This is a genomic window from Stenotrophomonas sp. JC08 (assembly GCF_052180205.1).
In the GTDB taxonomy this organism is placed as follows: Bacteria; Pseudomonadota; Gammaproteobacteria; order Xanthomonadales; family Xanthomonadaceae; genus Stenotrophomonas.
In genome coordinates, this window is sequence record NZ_CP197473.1 from 353,852 (window position 1) to 373,061 (window position 19,210).

Here is a 19,210-nt window from a genome sequence, read left to right on the forward strand (position 1 = left end):
AGCAGGCACGATGAGCAAATCCACCAATACCGAATCCGCTGCGCCCTCGCGCCTGGCCATCTGGCTCGGCCACCATCTGCACAGCGTGGTCTTCAGCCTTGGCCGCGTGCTCCGCAAGCCGTGGGCGACGGCATTGACCATCGCGGTGATGGCGCTGGCGCTGGCGCTGCCGCTGGGGCTGTCGATCGCGCTGGACAACCTGAAGCTGTTCGCCGGCAGCGTGCAGCAATCGCGTGACATCAACCTGTTCCTCAAGCCGGAACTGGATGCGGCCGCCGCGCGGGACGTGGCCACGGCATTGCGCGCACGCGCCGACGTGGCCGAGGTGACGCTGCGCTCATCGGAAGAAGGCCTGGCCGAACTGCGCCAGAGCGCCGGCCTTGGCGAGGCGATCGATGCGCTGGGCGAGAACCCGTTGCCGACCCTGCTTATCGTCACGCCCGCTGCGGGGGACGACGCGGCGCTGGCCACGTCATTGCAGGCCCTGCCGCAGGCCGATCTGGTCCAGCACGATGCATTGTGGCGGCAGCGTCTGGACGGCTGGCTGGGTTTCGGCGCACGGCTGGTACAGGTGCTGTCGGCGCTGCTGGGACTGGGCGCGGTGCTGGTGGTCGGCAACACCGTGCGCCTGGATATCCAGGCGCGCCGCGAGGAAATCGGCGTGCTGCAACTGCTCGGCGCCAGTGACGGTTTCATCCGCCGCCCGTTCGTCTACCTCGGCGCCTGGTACGGGCTGGGCGCCGGGCTGGTCGCGCTGGGGCTGATCGGCGTGTGCGGACTGGCGTTGCGACCCCCGCTGGCCGAACTGTCACACAGCTACGGCAGTGCGTTCGTACTGCATGGGCTGGACCTGTTCCATTCGGTCATGGTGCTGGTGGGAACCGTGATCCTGGGCTGGCTGGGGGCGTGGCTGGTGACCGGGCACTTCCTCAGGCAGACTCGACCGACCGATACCTGAGGCCTGCATGCGCGCGCAAGAACTCAAACATCTGATCAGTGACGCCCCGCGGGTGATGGTGGTCGATGGTTCCAAGCTGGTCCGCCGGCTGATTTCCGATGTGCTGCAGCGCGAGCTGCCGGATGTGGAGGTGATCGGCTGCGCGAGCATCGAAGAAGCCCGGCAGACACTGGCCGCCGGCCCGGTGCACCTGGTCACCACCTCGCTGGCATTGCCCGATGGCGATGGCCTGGCGCTGGCGCGCAGCGTGCGCGAGACCGCGGGGCAGGCCTACGTGCCGGTGATCGTGGTATCCGGCGATGCCCAGCAGCATCTGGAGCAGCGCCGCTTCACCGAATTTGTCACCGACTATTTCGACAAGGCGCTGGGCCACGAGGCGCTGGCGACCTTCATCCGCGGCTATGTGCAGCCCGAGCCGGTGCCCGGCGCGACGGTGCTGTATGTCGAGGACAGCCGCGTGGTCGCCGAAGCCACCAAGCGCATGCTCGAGCGCCACGACCTGCAGGTGCTGCATGTGCTCACCGCCGAGGAGGCGTTCTCGCTGCTCACCGCCGAATCCCTGGGACGCACCAGCCGGCGCATCGATCTGGTGCTGACCGACGTCACCCTCAAGGGCGAGCTCAATGGCGGTGATGTGGTCGAACGCATCCGCGTGGACTTCGGCTACGGCAAGCGCCGCCTGCCGGTGCTGGTGATGACCGGTGACAGCAACCCGCACAACCAGTCCACGCTGCTGCAGTCCGGTGCCAACGACCTGGTGCAGAAGCCGGTGGAAGAGCGGTTGCTGGTGACCAAGGTGCTGTTCCAGTTGCGGCTGGCGCGCCTGGCGCAGCCGACACTGGTGCTGTGAGCACGGAAGCGGGCGCGCAGATCCAGCTCGAACCCGGCTGGAAGGCACGCGTCGGGGATTGGCTGCTGCGTCCGGAAATGCGCGAGCTGTCGGCCTACCTGCGCCAGCGCAAGGCGGCCGGGGCGCGGGTGTTTCCCCCGGGCCGGCAGATATTCGCCGCGTTCGATGCCACGCCCTTCGAGCAGGTGAAGGTGGTGGTGCTCGGGCAGGATCCCTATCACGGCCATGGCCAGGCCCATGGCCTGAGTTTCTCGGTGATGCCGGGCGTACCGGTGCCGCCGTCGCTGCTGAACATCTACAAGGAAATCGAGGCCGACCTAGGCATCCCGCGTCCGGACCACGGCTGCCTGCTGCCGTGGGCGCGGCAGGGCGTGCTGCTGCTCAACGCCGTGCTGACGGTGGAAGAGGGCACGGCCGGCTCCCATCAGGGCCGTGGCTGGGAAGGCTTCACCGACCATGTGGTGGATGTGCTCAACCGCGAGCGCGAAGGACTGGTGTTCCTGCTGTGGGGCAGCTATGCGCAGCAGAAAGGCAAGGTCATCGATACCCGCCGCCACCGCGTACTCAGGGCGCCGCACCCCTCGCCGCTGTCGGCACACCGCGGATTCCTCGGCTGCCGGCATTTTTCGCAGGCCAACGAGTATCTGGGCCGGCGCGGGCTGGGGACGATCGACTGGCGGCTGCCGCCGCGCAGCGAGCTGGACGCCGCAACCGCTGCGGGCTGAACCGGCTTGACCGGTGTCATATCGCGGCCACTCCGGCTTTGCTACTGTGATCGGCCACGGAGTACCTGGGCTGTCCCTGTTCAGTATTCAGCGCGGGTTTAAGCTGCATGAACAGAACACTGGAACTTTTTCTGTACCGGGCAGTCCAATAGTCCGACTGTTAAGATGAGGCACTATGAGCCAGAACACCTCCACTGCCCTTGTGGCAAACAATCTCCCGATTCCCAGCGCGCTCGGTTCGCTGGACGCCTATATCGGTGCCGTGCACCAGATTCCGGTGCTGTCGGTCGATGACGAGCAGGAGCTGGCGCGCCGTTTCCGTGACGAACAGGATCTGGACGCGGCCCGCGAGCTGGTGCATTCGCACCTGCGCTTCGTCGTGCATGTGGCCCGCGGCTACAACGGTTACGGCCTGCAGCTGGGTGACCTGATCCAGGAAGGCAACATCGGCCTGATGAAGGCGGTCAAGCGTTTCGACCCGGAGATGGGCGTGCGCCTGGTGTCCTTCGCGGTGCACTGGATCCGTGCCGAGATGCACGAGTTCATCCTCAAGAACTGGCGCATCGTCAAGGTCGCCACCACCAAGGCGCAGCGCAAGCTGTTCTTCAACCTGCGCAAGTCCAAGACCCGTCTGGGCTGGTTGAATGCGGCCGAAGTCAGCGCCGTGGCCAAGGACCTGAACGTCTCCGAGCGTGAAGTGATGGAGATGGAGTCGCGCCTGTCCGGCCGTGATATCGGCTTCGATGCACCGTCGGACGAGGATGACGACCGGGCACCGCCGTCGCCGGCCGCCTATCTGGTGGCGCACGACGAGGACCCGTCGCAGGCCTACGAGCGCCAGGACAGCGAGGACAACCAGTTGGGCCTGCTGCGCGAAGGCCTGTCGCGGCTGGACCAGCGTTCGCGCGACATCATCGCCCGCCGCTGGCTGGATGACGAGAACAAGGTGACGTTGCAGGAACTGGCCGACGAGTACGGCGTGTCGGCCGAGCGTATCCGCCAGGTCGAGGCGAACGCGCTGAAGAAGATGAAGGCACTGTTCGCGGCCTGATCCTCAGGCAAGCGTGGTGACACAGGAAAAGCCCGGGGAAACCCGGGCTTTTGCGTTGCCGTCGTGACGGGTGTGCCGCTCGCCGGAACCGCGCAGGCGATTGTTTGAGGATCACGCCTGCGCCGACCAGCCGGACTCCATTGGCGGGAAGCCGAGGTTCTACGCGCCGGCCAATCAGACGCCGGTGCGGAGCGGCCAGCCGGTGTTCGAGCAACGCACCGCTGGATAAGGCCAAGTTCACTCAATCCGCCTGCGGCGGCGTGGGCGCTGCGCTGTCGTGGGGATCGCCAAGGATGATGCGTGCGCTGCGCCGGTAGCTCCAGTACGCCACGGCCCAGTTCAGCAGCACCACCAGCCGGTTGCGGAAACCGATCAGGAAGAACACGTGCGCGGCCAGCCAGAACCACCAGGCCAGCACGCCGGACAGCTGCAGCCTGCCGATGTGGACGATGGCGGCCATGCGCCCGATGGTGGCGAGGTTGCCCTGGTCGTTGTAGCGGAACGGCGGCGGCGCGGGCCGGCCGTCCAGGCGGGCGCGGATCAGCGCGGCGATATATTTGCCCATCTGCTTGGCGGCCGGGGCCACGCCGGGAACCGGCAGGCCGTTGTCCTGCATGAGTGTGGCCAGGTCGCCGGCGACGAACACGTCGGGATGGCCGGGCAGGCTGAGGTCCGGCTGCACCTGCACGCGGCCGGCCCGGTCCAGTGGCGTGTCCAGCGTGCGCGCCAGTGGCGAGGCGGCCACACCCGCGGCCCAGACCACGGTACGCGCGGGGATGTGGCGCCCGCCCAGCTGGAAGCCATTGGTATCGATGCCGGTGACGGCGGTGCCGGTCAGCACCTCCACGCCCAGCTTTTCCAGCTGCCGGCGGGCCTTCAGTGACAGGCGTTCCGGGAACGAGGACAGCACGCGCGGGCCGGCTTCCACCAGCCGCACCCTGGCCGAGCTCGGGTCGATATGGCGGAACTCGTTCTTCAGCGTGTGGCGGGCGATCTCGGCCAGGGTGCCGGCCAGCTCCACCCCGGTCGGGCCACCGCCGACGATGGCGAAGCTCAGCCAGGTGGCCTTCTTCTGCGGGTCCGGCTCGGCCTCGGCGCGCTCGAAGGCCAGCAGCAGCTTGCGGCGCAGCTGCAGCGCGTCGTCCAGGGTCTTCAGGCCGGGCGCATCAGCGGCCCATTCGTCATGGCCGAAATAGGCGTGGGTGGCGCCGCTGGCGACCAGCAGCAGGTCGTACTGCAGCCGGGTGCCATCGCCCAGCACAACCTGGCGGGCATGCGTGTCGATCGACGTCACTTCGCCCAGCCGTACATCCACGTTGCGCTGCCGGCCGAGGATGTGGCGCAGCGGCGCGGCGATGTCCGGCGCGGACAGGCCGGCGGTGGCGACCTGGTAGAGCAGCGGCTGGAACAGGTGGTGGTTGCGGCGGTCGATCAGGGTGATATGCAGGCGGGCGCCGGCGAGGGCACGGCAGGCCGACAGGCCGGCGAAGCCGCCGCCGATGATGAGCAGGTGGGGAACGTGGCCGTGTGGCATGGATGCTCCTGGGAGCCGGGGCTGCCGCTGCAGGGTAGGTGACGCTGCGTGAATCCGGAATGGCGGATACTCGGAGCGGTCCTGCACGAAGGAGCGAACCGGTGTCCGAACCTGAAAAGCGTATCGCCTTGCTGATTGATGCCGACAATGCCCCGGCTGCCAAGATCGATGAAATCCTGGTGGAAGTGGCGGCGTTCGGCGTGGCCAATGTGCGCCGTGCCTATGGCGACTGGAAGAATCCGCGGTTGAAGGGCTGGGAGAGCGTGCTGCACGAATTCGCGATCCGGCCGATCCAGCAGTTCGCCTATTCCAAGGGCAAGAACGCCTCGGACATGGCGATGGTGGTCGATGCGATGGACCTGCTGTATGCACGCAACCTGGATGGCTTTGCGATCGTCTCCAGCGATGCGGATTTCACCCCGCTGGTGATGCGGCTGCTGACCGACGGCTTGAAGGTGTACGGCTTCGGCGAGCAGAAAACGCCGCTGGCCTTCGTCAATGCCTGTTCCAAGTTCATCTATCTGGAAGCGCTGGGAAACCCGGAGGCTGATCCGCCGGAAGCCGCTGGCGAACCGGCGGCGGGAACGGTTGCACAGGCCGGTCAGGCATCTTCCGAGGCAACATCGGCTCCCCCGGCGGCGCCGATCACACCGCGTCCCGGCAACGAGTTGCGCGGCGATACCCGGCTGATCACGCTGCTGCGGGGCGCGGTGGAGGCGGCGGCCGATGAGCAGGGCTGGGCGACGCTCAGCGTGGTCGGCAGCCAGATCGCCAATCGCGCCTCGTTCGATTCGCGCAACTACGGCTACCGCAAGCTGAGCGACCTGATGAAGGCCACCGGCCTGTTCGAGATGAAGAAGGAGGGCAAGCTGGCCACGGTGCGCGCGCTGCCACGCAAGACCGCTGGCAAGCGTGCGTCGGCGAAGGGCTGAGCGGGTGGCGGGTGTCAGCGGCGGACGCCGGCCACGCCATCCAGCACCCGCTCCGTCCTGAAGCCGGCTTTCTGCAGGCGCGCGGCCACTTCGCGTGGCACATCGCGGCCACTGGTGAGCCGGTTGGGGGTGCCGGTGTAGTGGAACAGCCGGCCGCCCGTGCGCAGCACGCGCGCGAGCTGGTCGTAGAACACCTGCGAGTACAGCTCGCCGGCGATGCCGAAGCGGGGTGGATCGTGCAGCACCGCATCGACCGAGGCGGTGGCGATCTGCGCGATTTCCTGTGCCACATCGCCCTGGCCCAGCTGCAGACGGCCTTGTGCCTGGGCGCTGGCGGGATCGGGCGACCATGGATTGAGGGTGCGCAGCCACAGCACTTCGGGACTCTTTTCGAAGGAGCGGATGCCGGCAGCACCGGCCTCCAGGCAGCAGGCGGCGAAGTAGCCCATGCCGCCGCAGGTATCGAGGATCTGCCTGCCGGCGGGCTGGATCAGGGCGACCTTGCGGCGCGCATCGTCCATCGGCGAGATCTGCGCGCTGACCAGCATCTTGATGCCGTCGATCTCGAAGGTCGGTACGCTCCAGGCGGTCGGCACCAGTTTGTACAGGCCGCTGCCGAAGCGCGATGCGGCGCTGAAGTCGGCGCCGTCCCAGTAATAGATGGTGCGGTCCCTGAGTTTGGCCGGGTATGGATAGGCCTGGCCTTGCCAATACCAGTGATCCTGCCCAGGTTGCGCCGCCGTGTTGCTGCGGCCCAGGTCGAACGAGCCTTCACAGTGCTCCTGGCCGCGTTTGCGCGCGGCCAACAGGGCATCAAGCAGCGGGCGGGTCAGCAGCGGGCCGGAATAGTGGGTCACGTCGAGGTCACAGTCCGGCTCAGGACCATGAGGGTCCAGCCGGAAGCAGGAAGGTCGGGCATCGTAACCGACATGGGCCGAACGGCGGTTGTGGGTCAGGGCGCGTATCGATCGCGTGATCGGCCATCGGCGCGGTGCGCCGCCTGCCAGCGTTGCGGGCGGGCCGGGTGTCGCCACACCCGGCATGGACATCGCCGCGCGTCGAGGGATTGTTGCAGCTGTGTGGCACGGCGGGCATGCCGATGTGAACGCAATTTCCCGTCGATGATCAGATCAGCGCCGGGTGTACTCGTTGAAGCGGCCGAATTCGGCCAGTTCATCCAGCACGTTCTTGCCGTGGGTGAGGATCTGCAGGGTGCGGTCGACGTCATCCCAGCCAGTGGCGCCGTGCTTGCCGCCGTGGAAAACATTGTTGCGGGCCACGCGCAGCAGGATCGCCACCGCCTGCAGCTCGTATTCGTTCTCGTCGAACTCGATTTCGCGCCATGCCAGCTTGCCGTGCCCGGTGCTGATCTGCTGCTGGGGCGCGGCGTTGAGCAGGGCCAGTGCATCGGCGGACAGGCTGTAGCGGGTGCGGTTGCTGCGCACGAACTTGTCCCAGCTCGGCTCGGCCTTCTTGCCGGGCTTGTCCGACTTCAGATAGCCGGCTTCCTTCATGCAGAACTCGAAGCGGGCGAAGGCGTAGAGGAACTCGAATGCGGTGTGTTCGAGCGCGGGGGTGATATCGGTCTTGATCATTTGCCGGTCCATTGCCGAGACGGGAGGGTGGCCGTTGCGTGCAAAGGCGGCGGAAACGGGAAGGCTCGCGCCCTACCCGTCGGGCGGTCGAAGGACGGCGGCGTGGGGCGCCAGTGTAAGGGAAGCGGCCGGGACTGCCGAATCGACCGTCACAGTCGATCCGGTGCTGGGCCAGCCGGGAGCTGGATGGATGCGCAAGGCGCGGACCTCCAGCGCGGCCGTGGCCGGGCCGAAGGTGGGACGCCCCCGCCTGGCTGTCAGTACACGTCGAAGGCGTAACCCCCACGTTCCAGCGTCGAAGCAGCCAACGATTCGATGATCCCGTCCTCGTTGCGCTCCAGCCCGCGGATGTTGCGGGCCATGCGTCGGCGTGCCTGGCGGGCGAACAGGCGTGCGATCTTCACCGCATCATCGGCCGCCGGGTGCCCGGACTGCACCAGACTGTCGGCGCGCGAGAGCACGCACAGGCCGACGAACAGGTCGATGGCGATGTCGGCCACACGCTTCTGCGCATGCTGCTCGTCGGCGATTTTCTTGCCATGCTTGCGCAGCAGGCGGTCGGAAGCTTTGGACAGTTCGACCACATATTTCTCGCACAGCCGGGCCAGCGGGCGCAGCGGCTCGGCGACCGGATGATGGATGCGGTCGGTGCCGTAGCCGGTGGCTTCGCGCATGCGACGGCCAGCGTAGTCGCCGAGCACGCCGAAGCCCTTGATCGGATCGTTGAAGATGCCGCCCACCGCACTCTGCAGCTCGCTCAAGGTCGCGCCCACGCCCTTGAGGCCGTTCAGCGCCACGTACAGCCGCAGGATCTCGTTGGTGCCCTCGAAGATCGACAGGATGCGGGTGTCGCGGGTCATCTGCTCGTACGGCAGCTCGCGCATGAAGCCGTTGCCGGCGGCGATCTGCAGCGCCTCGTAGCAGCAGCGCTGCACCGCCTCGCTGGCGAACACCTTGCTCATCGCCGCTTCCACCGAATAGTCGCTGCGGCCGCTGTCGATCAGGTGCGCCACCATCCACACCGTGCTCTCGGCGGCGAAACAGTCGGCGGTCATCTGCGCGATCTTCTCGCGCACCAGCCCGAACTCGCCGATGGCCTGGCCGAACTGCTTGCGCTCGTTGGCCTGCGCGCAGGCCATGCGGATCAGTGCGCGCATGCCGCCCACCGCGCCGCCGCCCAGCCCGGTGCGACCGCTGTTGAGGATGTTCATCGCCACCTTGAAGCCCTTGCCGACCGGGCCCAGCACGTTGGCCGCCGGCACCCGCACCTCGTTGAAGGCGACGGTGGTGGTGGACGAGGCGCGGATGCCCATCTTGTCCTCGTGCGGGCCATGGCTGACGCCGTCCCAGCCGGCTTCGACGATGAAGGCGGTGACCTTGCCTTCGGGCGTGTCGGTGCGCGCGAACACCGTGTAGAGGTCGGCGATGCCGCCGTTGGTGATCCAGATCTTCTCGCCGCTCAGGGTCCAGCTGCCGTCATCGTTGCGCGTGGCCCTGGTGCGGATCGCGGCCGCGTCGGAGCCGGCGCCGGATTCGGTCAGGCAGAACGCGGCGATCATCTCGCCGCTGGCCAGCTGTGGCAGGTAGCGCTGCTTCTGCTCGTCATTGCCGAACAACAGCAGGCCCTTCATGCCGATCGAGCTGTGTGCGCCGATGGTCAGCGACACCGAACTGTCGTGGCTGCTGGTCTGGCCGAGCACGCGCGCATAGGCGCCGTTGGACAGTTCAAGACCACCGTATTCCTCGGGAATGATCAGCCCGAACAGGCCCATGTCGCGCAGTGCCTGGATGAACCCGGCTGGCTGTTCGGCATCGCGGTCGTACTGGCGCAGCTCGGCGCCCTTGTCGGCCAGGAACTGGTCGATGGCGTCGGTCATCGCGCCGAGCATCTCGCGGTCGCGTTCGCGGATCTGTGGATAGGGGAACAGCGCCTCTTCGCTGATCTGCCCGAAGAACAACTGCTTGGCGATGCTCTCGTCCAGGTGCTGCGGTGCAACGGTATTCACGGAACCACTCCTTTGTGCGGTGAAGGCGGAAACAGGGCCGGTCTTCCGGCGCGATACCCCGATCATGCCCATGCCGGCGCCGATAGTGGAACTCGCCGTCGTTTTGCCGGTCTGTTGCCGGCTGCAGATGTGCCGTGACAGGGCCGGCAAATGCCTTGTGGACCGTTGCCCGATGGAGTCGCATGCGCCCAACCCGTTCGCCAGACCCGTTGTGGACCCGTGTCGTTGCACTGCTGGCAACACTGGCGGTGCTGTCGATCGGGTTGTGGCTGTTGTGGCAGCTGCCGCAGTCGCGCGATCCGTCGCCGGAGTCGCGCCTGCAGCTGCGCTGGCGGTTGCCGGCGGCGTCGCTGGTACTGGCAGGTGCGGTGCCATCGGTCAGCCAGTCGCTGCCATCGGCGACAGCGCCGCGCCCCCCGCCGATGACCGCGGACACGCAGGGCGATGATCTCTTCCCGCGTGCTATCCCGGCATTGCCGCCAGCAACGGATACGGCACCCGCCAGGTCGTCGCGGTCGCTGTATGGCAGCGACGGCCAGATCGTGCTGGCACCGCAGACCGTGCGCCAGGACAGGCAACAGAGCAATGCCGAGCGCGTGTTCGAACACCGCGATGAACTGGCCACGGGCGTGGGCGAGCGCGCGACGGCCAACCTGTTCTCCGGTACACCGGCCGGTACCCGTCAATCGCGCAAGGAGCGGCTTCTTTACGGGCGTGACATCCAGGCGGCTGAAGCGCGCCGTCCTCCGGATATCGCCTTCAACCCGTCGTTGCACGAACGTCCGTCGGATCTGGGCAGCGAGGCCAGCGGCGATGCCTACAAGGCCGCGCCGATCCGCTACGATAAAGCGCCCGGCCTGGACGGCGAGGCCAGCCGCCGGATCCGTGCGGCGCTGGGTGATCTGGAGCAGCGCTATCGGCGTTGCAGCCCGGCCCGGCGCAGCCAATGGCTGGCCCCGGCGCTCGCACAGTTGGAGGCGCTGCAGCGCGTGGAGTACCGATTCAACCACGGCGCCGATCCGGTGGAGGCCGAGCACAGCCTGCCCAGTGCCGCCGACAACGCCTATGACATGGCACGGCGTGCGTTGTGGGATGCGGAGCGGCGGATGAAGACCTGTAGCTGAAACGGGACTGTCCCGGCTGGGCCCGCAGGCGTGTTGGCGGGGACTCCGGGGTGGCTTGTCGAGGGGCCATTCACGCCATTGCCAGGCTTGCAGGAACCGCGCCACCGACACGATGTGGACATCCATCCGTCAAATGAGGACAGGTTTAAGCGCCAAGAACTTTTCAGCGATTTTCCCGTGCGTTTCATGCCTAGAATCGGGATTCGCCGAACTTTGGAGCTCCGATGAAGTCGATCACCCCCCTCGCCTGCGCCCTGGCATTGGCTACCACGCTGGGCTGTCAGGCGGCGCCCGAGTCGGCTCCCGCCGCGACCGCCCCTGCCGCTGCAACCGCGACTGGCGCAGGGGTCGCACCCGGCCACAGCCATGCACTGCCCAAGCATGCGCTGATTGGCTATCTGCACAATTTCGACAACGGCATCGGCGTGCTGCCGCTGGGCGAGGTCGACGACAGCTGGGACGTGATCGTGCTGGCGTTCGCCGATGATATGGGCGAAGGCCGGATCGCCTTCAATCCGGACCCGGCACTGGACCGTGGGCGCCTGATCGCCGATATCGCCGCCAAGCGCGTGCAGGGCAAGATCGTGGTGCTGTCGTTCGGTGGCGAGCTGGGCAAGGTGACCCTGAACACCCAGCACGATGAAGACAACTTCGTCGCCACCACCGCCGAGGCGATCAATGCCTTCGGCTTTGACGGTATCGACATCGACCTGGAAAAGGTGGCCGGCGTGGTGCATGACGCGCCGGTGACGCCGCACCTGATCTCGGCGGTCAAGCGCCTGCATGCGATGTACCCGAACCTGTACGTGTCGATGGCGCCGGAGCACCCGTACGTGCAGGGCGGCTTCGTATCGATGGAAGGCATCTGGGGTGCCTACCTGCCGCTGATCGATGGCGTGCGCGAGGAACTGGACCTGCTGCACGTGCAGCTCTACAACAACGGCGGCCTGCCGACGCCGTATCGTGCCGAGAAGTATCCGGCCGGCAGCGTGGACATGATGGTGGGCTCGGTGAAGATGCTGGTCGAAGGCTTCGAGCTGGCCGCCGGCAAGGGTCGCTTCGAGGGCCTGCGTGCCGACCAGGTGGCGCTGGGCCTGCCGTCGGGCCTGCGTGCGGCCGGCAACGGTTACGCCGCGCCGGCCGACATCAATCGCGCCTTCGACTGCCTGACCACTGCCACGCAATGCGACGAGGTGCAGCCGGCCCAGGCGTATCCGGATTTCCGCGGGGTGATGACCTGGTCGATCAACTGGGACGTGACCGATGGCCGTGCTTTCTCCGGACCGGTGGGGACGCACCTGCGGGCGGCCAACGCCGCGCACTGATCCAGGGGGTGGTGGCGCCGCGAGGGGAGTCGCGGCGCCACCTTTTTGGAAGGGCGCTGCGTCAGTCCAGAACGAAGTGCACCAGTGTCACCATTTCGCCGGCATCAAAGCCCGGATAGATCTGCCGCAGTACCTGCAGCAGCCCATCCGGCGAGCGGCAGCGCGGATCGTGCTCGTCGTGGAGATCGGCACAGGTCAGGGTGTCGAAGCGCAGCAGCCGCGTGCTCAGCACGACGGTGATGGCCGGTTCGTCCGGGTGCCGTCGCAGCTGTGCCCGTGACACGCCGTGCCAGCGCTCGCCACGCCGCACGCTGGTATTGCGGCCGGGATGGAACTGCAGATTGACGAAGTCCAGCAGCGGCAACTCACAGGCGGACATGGGCGGCTCCGGAAGGGTGGAGGCTGCATTGTCCGGCGTTGTGGCTGACGGCGGCAGTGCACGGTGGTTGGCCCGCCGGGGGTATGCCGGAGACAGGCGCGGGGCCACCATCGTGCAGGATGCCGACGGCTGCCTGCGGACCGTCCCGACGGCGGCTTTTCCGCCAGCATCGCGGGCTGGCATCGGCGCACAGGTTCCGCTGTCGGCCGCGGACGTCTATCGTGCCCGGTCCGCAGTGGTTTGAATGTCCATGGATCGCAAGTACCCGGTAATTGCCGTTGTCGTCCTCACCGGTGTCGCGCTGGCGGCCACTCTGCTGTGGACGCCACGCGCGCCGGCGCCTGCACCGCCGCCGCCGACACCGCTGGGCTGGCAGGCGCGGATCGACCTGCTGGGCGGTGACGGCGTGGCCGGCAACGGCACGGGTAGCGCGGCGCAGAGCCGCTTCAGTGATCCGTGGGGTATCGCCGTGGATGCGGCCGGAACCCTCTATGTGGCCGATGCCGGCGACAACAACCGGCTGCTCTACCGCTGGCTGGATGGACGCTTCCATGTGCTGGCCGGAGGCATCGAGGGTTTCGCCGATGGCCGTGGCGCGGGGGCGCGGTTCAACACGCCTTCGGGCATCGCACTGGACCGGCACGGCAACCTGTACGTGGCCGATACCGGCAACCACGCCATCCGCAAGGTCACGCCGCAGGGCGAGGTCAGCACCGTGGCCGGCGACGGCACGCCCGGTTACCGCGACGGGGCTGGTGCGCAGGCGCGCTTCAACGGGCCGATGGGGGTGGCGGTCGCCGGCGATGGCCGGATCTATGTCGCCGACACCTGGAACGACCGTATCCGCGTGATCGCGCCCGATGGCCGCGTCAGTACCCTCGCCGGCGGTGAAGGCCCCGGCTGGGTGGATGGGCCCGGTGCGCAGGCACGCTTCGATACGCCCACCGATGTGCAGCTGGATGCCGGCGGTGTGCTGTGGGTGGCCGATCTGCACAACAACGCCCTGCGCAACATCAGCGTCGACGGTGAAGTGAGCACCCGCGCCGGTTCGCCTGATGGCGGGCGTGTGCTGTGGGGGCCGATGACACTGGCGGTCACCCACGACGGCGTGGCCTATGTCGGCGAGCGGCTCAGCGGGCGCGTGGTGCAGGTGTCGCCGCATGGGCATGTGGTGGCGGTGGCGGGGGATGAAAGCCGGCGCTTCGCACGTCCCGCCGGGTTGGCACTGGCCGCGGATGGCAGCCTGTTGCTGGCCGATGCCGATGGCTACCGGGTGCATCACCTGGCCCCCCGCATCGCTGGCGATGCGCAGGTCCCGGTGCAACTGGGGCCGTCCCCGGACAACCCGCTGCCGCACAACCAAGGACGCTGGCCGCTGGCGCCGCAGCTGGGCTGGCATGAGGTGACCGGTACGCTGGGCGAGGTCCGCGGCAACTTCAGCGGCGAAAGCCGCCACCACCTGCACAGCGGGTTCGATGTGCGTGGCGATGTCGGCCAGCCGGTGCTGGCGATCGCCGCCGGCAAGGTCAGCAGCCCGGCGGCGACATGGAGCCTGGGCGGTCAGGCCGAGGGGCTGTCATTGGACAAACTCGACTACATCCACATGAAGGTGGGGCGCGACGCCGGCAACCGTGCGCTGGACCCGGCGCGCATGCAGCTGGTGTATGCCGATACGGGCAAGCTGGAGCGCGTGCGGGTGCGTCGTGGCACCCGCTTCCAGCCCGGTGACGTGCTGGGCAGCATCAACAATCAGGCGCACGTGCACCTGGCGGTAGGGCCATCGGGCTATGAGCGCAACGCCGTGCGGCTGGGCTTTGCCAATTACGCCGACAGCGTCGCGCCGACCATCGACGATATCGCCCTGCTCGATCGCAGCGACCAGCGCCTGACGGAAAAAGTGGACGGGCGTCTGCGTGTGCCCCGCGACGGTGGCGGTCTGCAACTGGTGGTGGAAGCCTGGGACCAGGTGGACCACAACCTGCCACGGCGTCGGCTGGGCCTGTACAGCCTCGGCTACCAGATCCTCGATGCGGGTGGCCTGCCGCTGCCCGGCTACGAACAGCTGCGGGCCAATCTGGTGTTCAACCGCATGCCGCCGCAGCGTGCCGCGGTGAAAGTGGCCTACGCTGCCGACAGCGGCATCACCGTGCACGGCAGCCACCGCACCCGCTTCCGTTATGTGCTGACCAACACCGTGCGCGACGGCGAACTGGCCACCGGCCTGTGGCAACCGGCCGAGCTGCCCGAGGGCGACTACATCATCCGCATCACCGCGCAGGACTACAGCGGCAATGCCGCCATCGAAGGCCGTGAGCTGCCGGTCAGGCTTGTCGATGCAGGGTAGGGGCAGGGCGCGATATTGCGCTGCCTCCCCGGTGATCGTCGTTTTCAATTGTTTGAGCCGCCAAGAAAAAGACCCCGGCACATAGGCCGGGGTCAAGAGGTCTAGCCTTGCTCGAGAGAGCCTGCTGGACTACTGCACTCAGAAGTCGTAGCGCAGTGCAAAACGGACGTAGCGCGGGGTCGAGTAGCTGATCACGCGATCGGTCTGCGCGTACGGATTTCCGATGTTGGTGATTTCGCCGTACTCGATGTAGTTCTGGGCGGTCTGGGCGTTGGTGACGTTGAACACGTCCACCGACAATTCCAGCTTGTCATTGAGGAAGGACGGACGATAGGCCGCGCCCAGATCCATACGTCCCACCCACGGCGTGGTACCCGCTGAACCACGCGGGGAAACCTTGCCATTGCAGTAGCGGTAGTACGGGCCGCCATACTCGACGGTGTTGGAGAACTCGCTGTCCGGATCCGGACCGGCATAGATGCCGGTGCAGTTCTTCGGGCGCCCGGACATCATCGTGAAGGTGGCCGAGAAGCGCCATTCCGGGGTGAACTGGTAGAAGCCGAACGCCTTCAGGTAGTGGCGGCGGTCGTTGGGCAGGTTGCCGGAGGCGTGGAACATCATTTCCGGGTGGTCCCAGTCCATCGTCTGCGACACGTCACCTTGCGCCACGTCCGACTTGAGCTGGCCTTCGGCGTTGCCGTAGTTGTGCGACCAGGTGTAATCCACCTTGCCGTAGAACCTGCCGTCAAACGGATGCTCCAGGAACAGGTCGATACCCTGGTAACGGCGCTTCAGCTTCGGGAAGCCCAGCTGCTTGGCGGACAGCGGCACGGTGACCAGGTTGCCGGTGCCATCGTCCAGCTGGAAGGTGTTGCCTTCACCCGGGTTGAACAGGCGGCAGTTGCCCAGACCATTGCCCAGATTCTCGGCGACTTCTTCGGAGTAGCCGTTCTCGATTGCCCAGTAGTACGCAGGACGCCAATCGCACATGTCATCGATGGCGCTCCTCAGGTCGCGGAAGACGTAGCGGGCACCGAACACCAGGGAGTCACCCAGCTGCTTCTCCATACCAAGGACGAACTCATCCTGGAAGTGCGACTTCAGGCCCTTGGCAGCGACCGATGCCGGATCCGGTGCCTGGCCATACTCCTGGTTGGAGGAGAACGGACCGTTGCCCAGCGGGGTCAGACCGAGCGGCACGCCGGTATTGGGGTCGATGCCAGTGAATGCGAAGTACTCGTTCGTGTAGGTGGAACCGGCGGCGCCACGCAGTGCGACGTTGTTGGGCATGGCCAGGTGATAACGGCCGGCGTTGGCGAACACTTTCAGCGACGAATCGCCGAAGACGTCCCAGCTGGCGCCCAGACGCGGGGCCCACTGGTCCTTCTGCTCGACATAGACGATGCCGTCGGCATTGAAGTTCTGGAACTGCTCGTTGCGGATGCCCAGCGACAGCAGCCAGTTGTCGTTGATCTGCCAGCGGTCTTCCAGATAGAACGCCTTCTGTTCGACCTTGAAGGTACCGCCGTTGGCGTAGACGTATTTGGAGACGTAGTCGCCATTGCCACCCGGGCCGCGTGCACCGCCCGTGCCGGGGATCGTGCTGTTCTCGTTGCCGGCGCCGGTGTTGTAGTAGATCCAGCGATAGCCGGGACCGGAAGTCATTTCGCCGGCGCGCGATTCCGAGTTCTGGACGTCATAGCCGGCGCGCAGGGTATGGGTGCCGACGCGCCATTCCAGATCGATACGGCCGCCATCGGTCTTGTCGAAGGCATCCGGGAAGTCGAGCTGGTCGTAGCTGCCGAAACGGACCGGGTTGGGGTTGTTGCGCGAGTCACTGACGAAAACCACCGACGGGTCATAGCCCCAGGGGGTGGCGATATGGTCCTGTTCCTGCTTGCCGTACAGGGCGGACAGGGTCAGGTTGTCGGTGAGGTAGCCGGTGTACTTGCCGATATACAGCTCGCCGCCATCTTCAAAGTAGTAGCCCGCATTTTTGGTGGTGCCGGGCTTGAAAGCGTCCGGATCCGTGTAGCGGTAGGAGTACTGGGACAGATTCTGCTTGGTGGTGTCACCGATGCCGGTGAATTCCAGCAGGTGATTGTCGGTGATGTACCAGTCCAGCTTGGCCAGCCAGCGCGGGACTTCGTAGTTGCGCTTGGAGTAGCCGTTGGGGGTGTTGCCGCGGGTGCCTACCGTGATGCGGTCCTGGTCTTCGAATTCACCGGAGGCGTAGAAGAACAGGCGGTCCTTGATGATCGGGCCGCTGACATAGGCGCCGTAGGTCAGCGAATCGGTCTCCTGCACGCTCAGGTTCTGGTACAACAGGCCGTCGGTGGAGAGGCCGTTCTTCGGGTAATAGATGTTGCGCGGGGTCGAACGCAGGCTCTCGGGGGTCCACAGAACCTGTGCCCCAGCCTTGAATTCGTTGGTGCCGCTCTTGGTGATGATGTTCACCACGCCACCAGTGGCGCGGCCGAACTCGGCGCCGTAACCGCCGGTGATCGCCTGGTACTGGCTGATGCCGTCGAACGGCAACGAGGTCGAGCCCAGGTTGGTCAGCGGGTTGGTGACGGCGTAGCCATTGATGTAGAACGCGTTTTCTGAAGCCGCCGAACCGCCGAAGGAGGCCACATTGCCGTAGCGCGAGTCCGCAGCGACCACGCCCGGAGTCAGCAGGGCAAGTGCGTTGATGTTGCGGCCGATAGGCATCTTGGCGATCTGTTCGGCGGTGAATACCGAGCGGGTGTCGGTGGAGGAGACGTCGATCGGGGACATCGCGCTGCCACGCACTTCGATGCGGTCCAGTTCGGTAGCCCCGGAGCCGCTGCTTACCGTGCCGAATGACACCTCGCTACCGGCACCCAGCTGCACCAGTACCTCGGGCTTGGAGGCAAGGACCTGGCCGTCACGCTTCAGTTCGACCTGATACTTGCCTACCGGCAATGCGGAGGCGTTATAACGGCCATTGGCGTCCACGCGGATCTCACGGGTCAGGCCGGTGTCGGTATTGCGGATCGTTACGGTAGAGCCGGGTTCACCACCCGCGCCATAGATGGATCCAGACGCGTTGGACTGGGCATTCGCCGTAGAGGCGAGGCACAGGCTCAGGGCGACGCATAGCGATGCCCGACGGATAGTCTTGGTTCTGATCATTGCGTTCTCTCTCTCCAGAAACACTGCAATCGATGGGCTTGGGCTTATGCAGAAGGCGCTGCCTTATGCAAGGCCCAAGGTGAACGAATGCTAACTCAGCCCTGCCGGGTTTTGAACAAAAGGTTAACGATTTTCGTGATTTTTATCGGGGCGAGGCTGTAACTCGTTGACTTTTTTGTTTTTTTCACAGCGCTCGCGCCAGTGTGGGCCAAGATGGGCAAAAGGCGCGCCCGATACGGCAGAGTTATGCTCAAAAACGTAGGAGCCAGGATTGCTCCTCGTGTCCGTGCAGCAGCGTGTGGTGGCACGGTTTTCGTTCATATCCACAGGGCGCAGCGTGGTGACCCTGTACAAGACGGAGGTGATGAAATGCTCAGGTATTTCCTGCTTTCTGCCGCCGTTGCGGTGGCATCAAATGTCCAGGCTGCTTCCCCGGCGCCCACACAAGAGGCCGCACGGATAGCCTGTGACCAGAACACAAGCCGTGTCCTGCCCGGCGACTACAACTTCTGCCTGGGACATAAATACTGGGAGTCTGGCAAGTACGAGTCCGCTCGGCAGATGCTGGAGCTGGCCGCTGGCTGGGGTAACAAGGCGGCCCAGCGGGCGTTGGGCGTCGCCTATTTCAATGGCGATGGACTCACCGAGGATCGACCGCTCGGTCTGGCGTGGCTGGCTCTAGCCGCAGAAAGGAAAGAGCCTGCAGCGGCAATGCTCTACAACTCGGCATTGGCGCGGACATCCGTGGACGAGCAGCGTACTGCTGTGCGCATGCTGGTGCAGCTTCGTGAGCGATATGCGGACGATGTCGCGGCGTTACGGGCGGACAACCGTTTCCAGCGTACCCTCCGCGAGATGTCCAGTAACCCTGTCTATGGGCGTGGGAAGTGCCTGCCCGGATCGGGAGGCCTGCCACCGGGCGCCGCCTTTGCCCAGGCTGTCGATGGTGCCGGCAACTGCAGCATGGCAGCTGATAACCGCTTTATGGCGGCACTTGAAAGGCGCTATGAAGTCTATTCGGAAGGATGGTCCAAGAGGCGGGTTGAACTCGGCAAGGTGGAGTCGCTGCGGAGTAATTGACCGGTGTGATGGCGAGCTGGGCCGTGAACTGCAGGATTCCCTGGCTTTGAAGACGGGGTAAGGCCCGGTGCCGGCTGTCTGTGGTGTGTACGGATACTTTTCACCGGATGCTAGCGCCGGTGGGCTCAAGTTCTGCTTCAGCAGGTTGAAC

15 protein-coding genes are annotated in these 19,210 nt (G+C 66.0%); 9 read left to right on the forward strand and 6 right to left on the reverse strand.

What is annotated here, in order from left to right:
• Nucleotides 1–10 precede the first annotated feature (10 nt).
• The 4 genes from ftsX to rpoH all read left to right on the forward strand — a co-directional run bounded on the left by ftsX (nt 11) and on the right by rpoH (nt 3,584).
• Complete coding sequence (ftsX, locus tag ACSBPQ_RS01520) at nt 11–958, forward strand: permease-like cell division protein FtsX (RefSeq protein ID WP_442683333.1); 948 nt, start codon at nt 11–13, stop codon at nt 956–958.
• A 7-nt stretch (nt 959–965) separates the two neighbouring features.
• Complete coding sequence (locus tag ACSBPQ_RS01525; RefSeq protein WP_442683334.1) at nt 966–1,808, forward strand: response regulator; 843 nt, start codon at nt 966–968, stop codon at nt 1,806–1,808.
• The gene (gene ung / locus ACSBPQ_RS01530) at nt 1,805–2,533 is read left to right on the forward strand and encodes a uracil-DNA glycosylase (protein WP_442683335.1); all 729 of its coding nucleotides are present in this window, start codon (nt 1,805–1,807) and stop codon (nt 2,531–2,533) included. The genes ACSBPQ_RS01525 and ung overlap by 4 nt, the downstream gene beginning before the upstream one ends.
• A gap of 175 nt (nt 2,534–2,708) precedes the next feature.
• Nucleotides 2,709–3,584 (forward strand): RNA polymerase sigma factor RpoH, encoded by an 876-nt coding sequence (rpoH, locus tag ACSBPQ_RS01535; protein WP_442683336.1) that lies wholly within the window; start codon nt 2,709–2,711, stop codon nt 3,582–3,584.
• Nucleotides 3,585–3,825: 241 nt separating this feature from the next.
• Here rpoH and ACSBPQ_RS01540 read toward each other — a convergent pair whose 3' ends face one another.
• Nucleotides 3,826–5,118, reverse strand: coding sequence for an NAD(P)/FAD-dependent oxidoreductase (locus tag ACSBPQ_RS01540; protein WP_442683337.1), 1,293 nt, complete (start codon nt 5,116–5,118; stop codon nt 3,826–3,828).
• Nucleotides 5,119–5,177: 59 nt separating this feature from the next.
• Between ACSBPQ_RS01540 and ACSBPQ_RS01545 the strand changes: the two genes are divergently transcribed.
• Nucleotides 5,178–6,050 (forward strand): NYN domain-containing protein, encoded by an 873-nt coding sequence (locus ACSBPQ_RS01545; protein WP_442683338.1) that lies wholly within the window; start codon nt 5,178–5,180, stop codon nt 6,048–6,050.
• Between the two features lie 14 nt (nt 6,051–6,064).
• On the opposite strand, the gene ACSBPQ_RS01550 is transcribed toward ACSBPQ_RS01545, so the two are convergent.
• From ACSBPQ_RS01550 to ACSBPQ_RS01560, 3 genes are all read right to left on the reverse strand, one after another.
• On the reverse strand, nt 6,065–6,907 hold the full coding sequence (locus ACSBPQ_RS01550; protein WP_442683339.1) for a class I SAM-dependent methyltransferase: 843 nt from the start codon (nt 6,905–6,907) through the stop codon (nt 6,065–6,067).
• 273 nt (nt 6,908–7,180) lie between these two features.
• Nucleotides 7,181–7,645, reverse strand: coding sequence for a hypothetical protein (locus ACSBPQ_RS01555; RefSeq protein ID WP_442683340.1), 465 nt, complete (start codon nt 7,643–7,645; stop codon nt 7,181–7,183).
• A gap of 257 nt (nt 7,646–7,902) precedes the next feature.
• Nucleotides 7,903–9,651, reverse strand: a complete 1,749-nt coding sequence (locus ACSBPQ_RS01560; protein ID WP_442683341.1) for an acyl-CoA dehydrogenase family protein — start codon at nt 9,649–9,651, stop codon at nt 7,903–7,905.
• A gap of 182 nt (nt 9,652–9,833) precedes the next feature.
• On the opposite strand from ACSBPQ_RS01560, the gene ACSBPQ_RS01565 reads away from it, so the two are divergent.
• Nucleotides 9,834–10,775, forward strand: a complete 942-nt coding sequence (locus ACSBPQ_RS01565) for a hypothetical protein (RefSeq protein ID WP_442683342.1) — start codon at nt 9,834–9,836, stop codon at nt 10,773–10,775.
• 224 nt (nt 10,776–10,999) lie between these two features.
• Nucleotides 11,000–12,100 carry a chitinase gene (locus ACSBPQ_RS01570; protein WP_442683343.1) on the forward strand — a complete coding sequence of 367 codons (1,101 nt, stop codon included), beginning with the start codon at nt 11,000–11,002 and terminating at the stop codon, nt 12,098–12,100.
• Between the two features lie 61 nt (nt 12,101–12,161).
• Here the strand turns inward: ACSBPQ_RS01570 and ACSBPQ_RS01575 are convergent, their stop codons facing one another.
• Entirely contained in the window at nt 12,162–12,479 is a 318-nt protein-coding gene (locus tag ACSBPQ_RS01575; protein WP_442683344.1) for a hypothetical protein, read from the reverse strand.
• 244 nt (nt 12,480–12,723) lie between these two features.
• Here ACSBPQ_RS01575 and ACSBPQ_RS01580 point away from each other — a divergent pair, with 244 nt between their 5' ends.
• A complete protein-coding gene (locus ACSBPQ_RS01580; RefSeq protein ID WP_442683345.1) occupies nt 12,724–14,823 on the forward strand; it encodes a gluconolaconase in 2,100 nt (699 codons plus the stop codon).
• A 138-nt stretch (nt 14,824–14,961) separates the two neighbouring features.
• On the opposite strand, the gene ACSBPQ_RS01585 is transcribed toward ACSBPQ_RS01580, so the two are convergent.
• Nucleotides 14,962–17,979: a TonB-dependent receptor gene (locus ACSBPQ_RS01585; protein ID WP_442683346.1), complete on the reverse strand. Its 3,018-nt coding sequence runs from the start codon at nt 17,977–17,979 to the stop codon at nt 14,962–14,964.
• Nucleotides 17,980–18,348: 369 nt separating this feature from the next.
• Here ACSBPQ_RS01585 and ACSBPQ_RS01590 point away from each other — a divergent pair, with 369 nt between their 5' ends.
• The gene (locus ACSBPQ_RS01590; protein ID WP_442683347.1) at nt 18,349–19,059 is read left to right on the forward strand and encodes a hypothetical protein; all 711 of its coding nucleotides are present in this window, start codon (nt 18,349–18,351) and stop codon (nt 19,057–19,059) included.
• The last annotated feature ends 151 nt before the right edge of the window (nt 19,060–19,210 follow it).